Below are 7,433 nucleotides of genomic sequence, written 5' to 3' on the forward strand. Positions count from 1 at the left end.
CCTTATAGAGAAAGGCATTTAGCGATTTTTGTCAATTGTTTTTTATCTAGAGCGAACTAATCAATTAAGTCTCTTGCCAGATAAGGATTTAGTCGATTTATGCCCCCCTATCGAACCATAACAAGTAACGAAGAGCCAGAAATACTTTCATCCAGTGCGATCACTATCTTCTTGTTAATTAAACTTTAAAACTGCGATCGCTGGTGGCATTGTTAAGTTTTCTTGAACGGGCGATTTTTGTAATCAAGAGTAGAACCATCAATATTTATGGTTCGGTTGGCTCTTGGTATGATACGAATGTCTATGGAGAAATGGGTGTTATACATTCCAGTCAAATTAAATTTGACAACTAGCGATCGCTTTTCTACGGGAACAGAGAATTAGATAAAAAATACTAATATTTTGTCGCCATCAGGTTCTAGCCGCAATTCAATTGAGTATAAAATGATCTCAGAAAAAGCCTCCAGAAAATGTCAAATCAACCATGAAAAAAATTATTTTGATTTCTAGTCTATCTTTGACAATGGTAATCGGTGCTTCCTGGGCAAAACCGAATATAGTTTTGGCTGAAACTTGTAATTACTTTGCCGGAACTGCTGTGACGGGAAAAAGCGTTAACATCGATTTATGTTCGATTGTTCTGGCTAGTTCCCGTAGTGTTGACTTTGTTTATTATTTAGGAAATCAACGACTGGTTAGCCAAGCTAATTGTGATAACGGAACTTGGACGACTTTTCCCGAAAGACAAATTCATCGTCCCCGCTCTCAGGCGACTCAAACAATGCTAGAGGTGGTGTGTAGTTACAGATTTAATAGTTCTCAATCCACATCAAGAATCGCTACAGCAATAGTGTTTTCTCCACCATCAAATGTGAGAACATCCCCCAATGGCAATATCATCTGTTCAGTCAGAGAACGTAGAACCATCAATATTTATGGTTCAGTTGGCTCTTGGTATTATACGAATGTCTGTGGGGAAATGGGTGTTATACATTCCAGTCAAATTAAATTTGACAACTAGAGATCGCTTTTCTACGGGAACACAGAAACGGGTAAAATCGATCAATGCAGTTGTTTTCTTTCGAGGTGTCGTCATTAATAAGAAAGCTACCCGTTCCTTAGCCGGTATTGCCGGAATTGTCGCCGTTGCCACCTTAATCAGTAAGGTTTTTGGTTTAGTCCGCGAACAGGTAATCGCCGCTGCCTACGGTGTCGGGCCGGTGGTGAACGCCTACGCTTTTGCCTACGTTATCCCCGGTTTTCTGTTAATTCTCCTCGGTGGCATTAACGGCCCCTTTCACAGTGCTTTGGTCAGTGTTTTGGCCAAAAGAGATAAATCCGAGTCCGCGCCGATTGTCGAGACTGTCACCACCCTAGTCAGTGCGATTTTATTAACTGTCACCGTCTTTTTAATCGTTTTTGCCAATATTTTTATCGATGTTCTCGCTCCCGGTTTAGATGCCGCCACCCGCAGCATGGCCATTCAACAACTGCAAATTATGGCCCCCATGGCGGTTTTAGCTGGTTTAATCGGCATCGGTTTCGGTACTCTCAACGCGGCGGACCAATACTGGCTACCGAGTCTCAGTCCGCTTTTTTCCAGTGTGGCGGTGATTATCGGGGTGGGTTTGCTGGCCTGGTCACTTGGCGATCGCATTGATGAGCCGCAATATGTGCAACTGGGGGGTTTTGTCCTCGCCGGCGGTACTCTCGTTGGGGCGCTTTGGCAATGGTTGGCACAAGTAGGCGCACAAGTCAAGGCAGGTTTAGGAAAATTAACATTTCGTTGGGATTGGCGGATTCCGGGGGTGTCGGAGGTGTTGCGGGTGATGATTCCGGCGACCTTATCTTCGGGAATGTTGCATATTAACGTTTATACTGACCTCTTTTTCGCTTCTTTTATCGAAAATGCCGCCGCTTCCATGCGTTACGCCAGTTTTATCGTTCTCACGCCCTTGGGCATCATGTCTAACATGATTCTCGTGCCGTTTATGCCGATATTTTCTCGACTGACGGAACCAGAAAATTGGGGAGAATTGAAGCGAAAAATCCGTCAGGGTTTATTATTGACGGCTTTAACCATGTTACCCTTCACCGCTATCTTTATCGCCCTCGCTTTCCCGGTAGTGCGAGTTATCTATCAACGGGGTGCCTTTAATCTGGCTGCCTCGGAACAGGTGGTTCCCGTATTAATGGCCTACGGTTTCGGGATGTTTTTCTATCTCGGCCGCGATGTTTTAGTACGAGTGTTCTATGCTTTGGGTGATGGTGACACTCCCTTTAAGGTGAGTATGGTGAATATTTTTCTCAATGGTGTGCTGGATTTCCTCTTGTATAGACCTTTTGGTACTCCGGGGATTGTTTTAGCAACCGTGGGGGTTAATATCCTTTCTATGGGCATTTTTACGGTAATTTTAAATCGTCGTTTAGGGGGTTTACCTCTAGGAGAATGGGGTTTATCCTTATTGGGATTAACGGTAATTACAATGCTTTCTGGTGTTGCTAGTTGGGGAGCTAGTTGGGGATGGGAAAAGGTTTTCGGTGCTGGTAATATTTTCTTACAATTATTACAGTTAGGTTTTGCTTCAACCGTAGCGGTGGGTTTATTCCTCCTCGGTGCGATGTTATTGAAGTTACCTGAATTAGACCTATTAATCTCGCGAGTTCGTCAGAAGTTCTTGAAAAAATCTTAGGTTTAAGTTGCTGCCTCACCTCATCATTACATAGGGTTTGCTGAAAAAGTTTTTTCTGGGGGCAGGGTGTAGGGTGTAGGGTGTAGGGTGTAGGGTTTTACCGATTTTCATCTGGTCAATTATCTAATTTTCAGGGAAAAAGTACCTGAATTTTCCCCCCAATCACTCCAAGGGTCGGCACTTTTTGATGGGCAAAAGGTCTAAAAGTTTTACCCAACAAGGTTTTCACATTTATTCAGCAAACCCTATTTATTTTTAGGAATTGGGGGCAGTTGCGGTGATTTTCGGCGAGAATTAGAACCGGATATTTTCGGGGGTAGGGGTGCAGAATTGCGATTAGATAAACTTTGAAGGCTCTTTTTCATATTAGCAGGTTCCGGCAGTTCTAGAGTTACCCCTTCCCTAGCGGTCATTGTTTGCCCCGGTAGGCATAAATCAAAAACAAAGGCAGAATTATTGGTTAAATCGGCCAGTTCTAATTTTACCATCTCTGGAGAGGATTCTCGTGCTAATAAAGGTTCAATTTCGGTTTTAATCAACTGTTCTAATTGAGCCAGATAATTGATCTTAACAGGAGTAACAATTAAAGTTAACATTTCTTGCCAACCTTGCCCCCCCAATTCTGCCAGAATATCCCCATAACAGCGAATTTTCCAGCTACCTATTCCTAAATCTCGATAGGAAAAAATTTCCAGCCAACCCCCGGCATCCGATCGATAATAATGAGTATATCTTTCACTACTTTCGGGAGATTCGTAATCGATACGCACTTCAATATGAGCAAAAGGAGAATCCAGACGGGCCAAGAGACGATAGTTTCCCGAGACAATTTCTAGAGAATTATTAGAAATTGTGTGTCCGTGATTCTCCCCTTGTTTTTGCAGTATAAATTCCATAATCCTAGCCTAGGCCTAATGTTTGGCCATGACGCTAAAACTTAGGATTTGTGCCGAGAGATTTGCGCTTTTAATTCCCTTGCTTGTGTCAATAAATCCGCTTGGGTTAGACTAATTTGTTCTTGGGTGGCCATCCATTTCAGTTGTACCGTGCCATTTTCAGCCTCAGCATCCCCCAAAATTATACAGCCCACCGCCTTAGCTCGATCGGCCCGTTTAAATTGTTTTCCGAAAGCGCTGCCGCTTAAGTCTAACTCAACGCTAAACCCCAATCCGCGTAATTGTTGCGCTAACACCACACTGCGGGCCTCAGCTTTTTCTCCTTTGGAGACGAGATAAAAATCGGGAACCAAAAAAGATAAAGATTGCTTTTGTTGTAATAATATAATCAGACGTTCTAAACCGATCGCCCAACCCACTGCTGGTGTGTCTGGACCGACTAATTGAGCTATTAAACCATCATAACGACCACCACCGCAAACCGTGGCTTGAGCGCCTAAATCATCGGACTGAATTTCAAAGGCCGTATGGGTGTAATAGTCCAATCCTCGCACTAAACAGGGATTAAGATTATAGATAACTCCCAAATCAGTTAGTAAAGATTGCACCCGTTCAAAATGCTTTTGAGAATCACTGCCGAGATGTTCAAGAATACTGGGGGCATTCTTACAGATAATCTTGGTTTTCTCGTCCTTACTATCCAAAATTCGCAGGGGATTTTTTTCTAATCTCTGTTGAGAATCCGCGTCTAAATCAGCTTTGTAGGGAGTCAAATAATCTAGCAAAGCCTGACGATAATTTTGCCTATCTTGGGCATTTCCCAGGGAATTAAGGTCTAATTTTAGGTTTTCTAGCCCCACAGCTTTTAATATCTCGCTGGCAAGGGTAATTACTTCCACATCCGCCCTAGGGTCATCACTTCCCAACAATTCGACCCCGATTTGATGAAACTGTCGCTGCCTACCCGCTTGCGGACGTTCATAACGAAACATCGGCCCCTTATACCAGAGTCTTTGTACTCCTCCGGCGGCCTGTAATTTGTGTTCAATATAGGCGCGAACGACCCCAGCCGTTCCCTCCGGTCGCAAAGTCAGGGAACGTTGACCGCGATCGAGGAAAGTGTACATTTCTTTACCTACCACGTCCGTCGCTTCCCCGATACCCCGTTCAAAAAGTTGCGTCTGTTCAAAAATGGGAGTTCGTATCTCTTGATACAGCGCAGTCCCTAAAATTCTGCTGGCAGTTTCCTCTAACCACTGCCAGTAACCGACCTCCGCCGGTAAAATATCTTTTGTGCCTCGGATTGCCTGGATTTCGCCCATAGTTCTCTGTATTTTTATCCCTATTTGAACAATCTTAAACCGCTTAGAGTCACTAATACCGTCGATCCTTCATGACCGATGACACCAAGAGGTAAAGTTATATCACCGGCAAAATTGGCTATTAGCAATATGCCGATAAACGCGAGGGCGAAAGTGATATTCTGTTTAACGATGCGATTGGCACGACGACCGAGGTTAATCGCGCTGGGAATTTTGGCTAAATTATCGGACATAAGGATAATATCGGCCGTTTCCAAAGCGACATCACTACCCGCTTTTCCCATGGCAATCCCCACATTAGCCATAGCTAAAGCGGGCGCGTCATTAATGCCATCCCCCACCATAGCGACAGTGTGATATTTTTCTTGCAGATTTTGGATAACGGTTAACTTATCTTCGGGGAGTAAATCAGCGTAAACCTCCTCAATGCCGAGTTTTTCAGCAACTTTATCGGCACTTTGTTGATTATCACCCGTAATTAAAACGATATGTTCGATACCGATCTTTTTTAGCTGCTTCACCAGATTAACTGCCGATTCCCGCAGGGTATCGGACACAGCGATCGCCCCGATTATCTGATTCTCTTGTACTACCCAAACTAGGGTTCTGCCTTCTTTTTGTAAACGTTCGCGCATAGCTAGGATATTCTGGTCAAGATCGGAAATATGGTCACGAATATAGGCAAAATTGCCCACAGATACCGACTTATCGGCAATTTTTCCCGTGATACCCCGTCCCGATACCGCTTGCACCTGATTAGCACTGAAGAAATTTATACCACGTTCCCTGGCTGTGGCGGTAATAGCGGATCCGATGGGATGTTCGGAACAGGATTCTAGGGATGCAGCCACCGCTAACACCTCATTTTCGCTGACTGCATGGATAGGGATAATTTCCACCACTTGCAACTTACCAAGGGTGAGAGTGCCGGTTTTATCAAAAGCGATCGCTCGTATGCGGCCGATCATCTCCAATCTTGCGCCATTTTTGAATAAAATCCCCTGTTTTGCCCCGTTAGCGATACCCGATAACAAAGCTGGCATAATTGAGGCCATTAAAGCACAGGGAGAAGCCACCACGAGAAAAATTAAGGCCCGATAGATAGTGGTTTCCCAGGTCCAACCCCAGAAAAAAGGCGGTAAAATCCCGAAAATTAAGCCCAAAATCACGATAATTTTCGCATAACCCCGCTCGAAACCTTCGATAAACTGTTGGGAGGGAGGGGATTCATTTTGCGCTTTTTCTACCAAACGAATCACCCTCTCAATTAAGCGACTTTCGGGGGGAGTTTCCACCTTTAAACGTAGCACTCCTGCACCGTTGAGAGTTCCCGCAAAGACTTCTTCCCCGATGGTTTTATCCACGGGAAGCGATTCTCCGGTAATTGGCGCTTGATTAATGGGACTGTTTCCCTCCATAATAATGCCGTCAATGGGGATTAATTCACCCGGTTTGACCAAAACTGTATCACCGATCCGTAATTGCTTGATAGGAACCTCTTTTTCCCTGTCTCCCGTGATTAATCTAGCAGTATCGGGGGTCATGGCCATGAGAGAACGAATATTGCGATCGGTTTTCGCCATGGCAATCTGTTCTAATGCACCACTAATAGCGAAAATCAGGATTAAAACGGCTCCATCGATGATGAGATAGTAATTACTGTCCCAGAGTCCCAAAATCGCCGCCCCCAAGGCCGCTACAATCATTAAGAGGTCCACATCTAGTTCTTTTTCCTCCCATAAAGTCGTCAATCCTGCTTGGGTACTCTCGTATCCTCCCACCAGATATGCGATCGCTAGTAGGATAAAAGCCGGGCCGATCAGATTAAAGTGTAGGCATAACCAACCAAAAAAGACTAAAATAGCGCAAATTCCTGCGGCAACTGCCGAGGAATACTCAGACAACCAAGAGGACGAGATACTCTGAATCATGGAGCGATGGCAATTACTTTTCTCCCCATTCTAGAAAAAATTAGATCGATGCAGAAAACCCCTAGGACGTTATCCCCTGCAGCCAACTTAGCTGATAATAATTGGAATTTTGCCGAGGTTTGGATCGATCCGATGCTCTCCTCCCTATATCTTGCTTTTACTGGCTTAATCTTCAGGAAACTATCGCGTGTACGCTCCCTCTGAGGGTTATCAGGTGGTATTTACCGGTGCGAGTTACGAGGAAACGGAAAATTGGCTATTAGAGGACGAATTTGAACCGGTAGAGGGACGACTTTCGCCAGTAGAGATATAATTTCCTTATCTTCCTTTCCGCTTTTCTTCGATGCTATCCTTACTAAAAAAGCGATGGAATTGGCTAAAATCGCTCTTTATTGGCAGTCCGAAGGCAATTAACCCCAAAGAAGTCAAAAATACTCCTCCAGAACCCCGTGACGCACCAGCGGAATAGATTGAACTCATGAAAACCGACACGATTTTCTACCGACTTTTTCAAACCTTTCCCGATCTTCTGTTTGAGTTAATCGACTTTCCCAGGGAATTAGCCAATTTCTATCGATTTTCCTCCGTAGA

At 44.4% G+C, this 7,433-nt stretch carries 8 protein-coding genes; 4 read left to right on the forward strand and 4 right to left on the reverse strand.

What is annotated here, in order from left to right; genetic code table 11:
* Positions 1-484: 484 nt before the first annotated feature.
* The gene (locus PX481_RS05795; RefSeq protein ID WP_002760314.1) at positions 485-1,021 is read left to right on the forward strand and encodes a hypothetical protein; all 537 of its coding nucleotides are present in this window, start codon (positions 485-487) and stop codon (positions 1,019-1,021) included.
* The gene (murJ, locus tag PX481_RS05800; RefSeq protein ID WP_002760316.1) at positions 966-2,693 is read left to right on the forward strand and encodes a murein biosynthesis integral membrane protein MurJ; all 1,728 of its coding nucleotides are present in this window, start codon (positions 966-968) and stop codon (positions 2,691-2,693) included. The genes PX481_RS05795 and murJ overlap by 56 nt, the downstream gene beginning before the upstream one ends.
* A gap of 245 nt (positions 2,694-2,938) precedes the next feature.
* On the opposite strand, the gene PX481_RS05805 is transcribed toward murJ, so the two are convergent.
* Genes PX481_RS05805 through PX481_RS05815 form a run of 3 tightly spaced genes read right to left on the reverse strand, consistent with a single transcriptional unit; the run spans position 2,939 to position 6,842 of the window.
* Positions 2,939-3,589, reverse strand: coding sequence for a hypothetical protein (locus tag PX481_RS05805; RefSeq protein WP_002760318.1), 651 nt, complete (start codon positions 3,587-3,589; stop codon positions 2,939-2,941).
* A gap of 41 nt (positions 3,590-3,630) precedes the next feature.
* Positions 3,631-4,911 carry a histidine--tRNA ligase gene (hisS, locus tag PX481_RS05810; RefSeq protein ID WP_002760319.1) on the reverse strand — a complete coding sequence of 427 codons (1,281 nt, stop codon included), beginning with the start codon at positions 4,909-4,911 and terminating at the stop codon, positions 3,631-3,633.
* Between the two features lie 20 nt (positions 4,912-4,931).
* A complete protein-coding gene (locus PX481_RS05815; protein ID WP_288093961.1) occupies positions 4,932-6,842 on the reverse strand; it encodes a heavy metal translocating P-type ATPase in 1,911 nt (636 codons plus the stop codon).
* 187 nt (positions 6,843-7,029) lie between these two features.
* Here PX481_RS05815 and PX481_RS30040 point away from each other — a divergent pair, with 187 nt between their 5' ends.
* Positions 7,030-7,155: a hypothetical protein gene (locus PX481_RS30040; RefSeq protein WP_002760323.1), complete on the forward strand. Its 126-nt coding sequence runs from the start codon at positions 7,030-7,032 to the stop codon at positions 7,153-7,155.
* A 5-nt stretch (positions 7,156-7,160) separates the two neighbouring features.
* Here PX481_RS30040 and PX481_RS05825 read toward each other — a convergent pair whose 3' ends face one another.
* Complete coding sequence (locus PX481_RS05825; protein ID WP_288027480.1) at positions 7,161-7,322, reverse strand: hypothetical protein; 162 nt, start codon at positions 7,320-7,322, stop codon at positions 7,161-7,163.
* Between PX481_RS05825 and PX481_RS05830 the strand changes: the two genes are divergently transcribed.
* A partial coding sequence (locus PX481_RS05830; protein ID WP_288093962.1) for a DUF2887 domain-containing protein occupies positions 7,321-7,433 on the forward strand: 113 nt, incomplete at its 3' end. The two genes, PX481_RS05825 and PX481_RS05830, sit on opposite strands and share 2 nt — an antisense overlap.

The organism is Microcystis sp. M53603_WE2 (assembly GCF_030065435.1).

Bases quoted from the DNA above. Each gene is read 5' to 3' on its own strand.
- PX481_RS05795 (WP_002760314.1), top strand. From the start codon at position 485: ATGAAAAAAATTATTTTGATTTCTAGTCTATCTTTGACAATGGTAATC.
- murJ (WP_002760316.1), top strand. From the start codon at position 966: ATGTCTGTGGGGAAATGGGTGTTATACATTCCAGTCAAATTAAATTTG.
- PX481_RS05805 (WP_002760318.1), bottom strand. From the start codon at position 3,589: ATGGAATTTATACTGCAAAAACAAGGGGAGAATCACGGACACACAATT.
- hisS (WP_002760319.1), bottom strand. From the start codon at position 4,911: ATGGGCGAAATCCAGGCAATCCGAGGCACAAAAGATATTTTACCGGCG.
- PX481_RS05825 (WP_288027480.1), bottom strand. From the start codon at position 7,322: ATGAGTTCAATCTATTCCGCTGGTGCGTCACGGGGTTCTGGAGGAGTA.
- PX481_RS05815 (WP_288093961.1), bottom strand. From the start codon at position 6,842: ATGATTCAGAGTATCTCGTCCTCTTGGTTGTCTGAGTATTCCTCGGCA.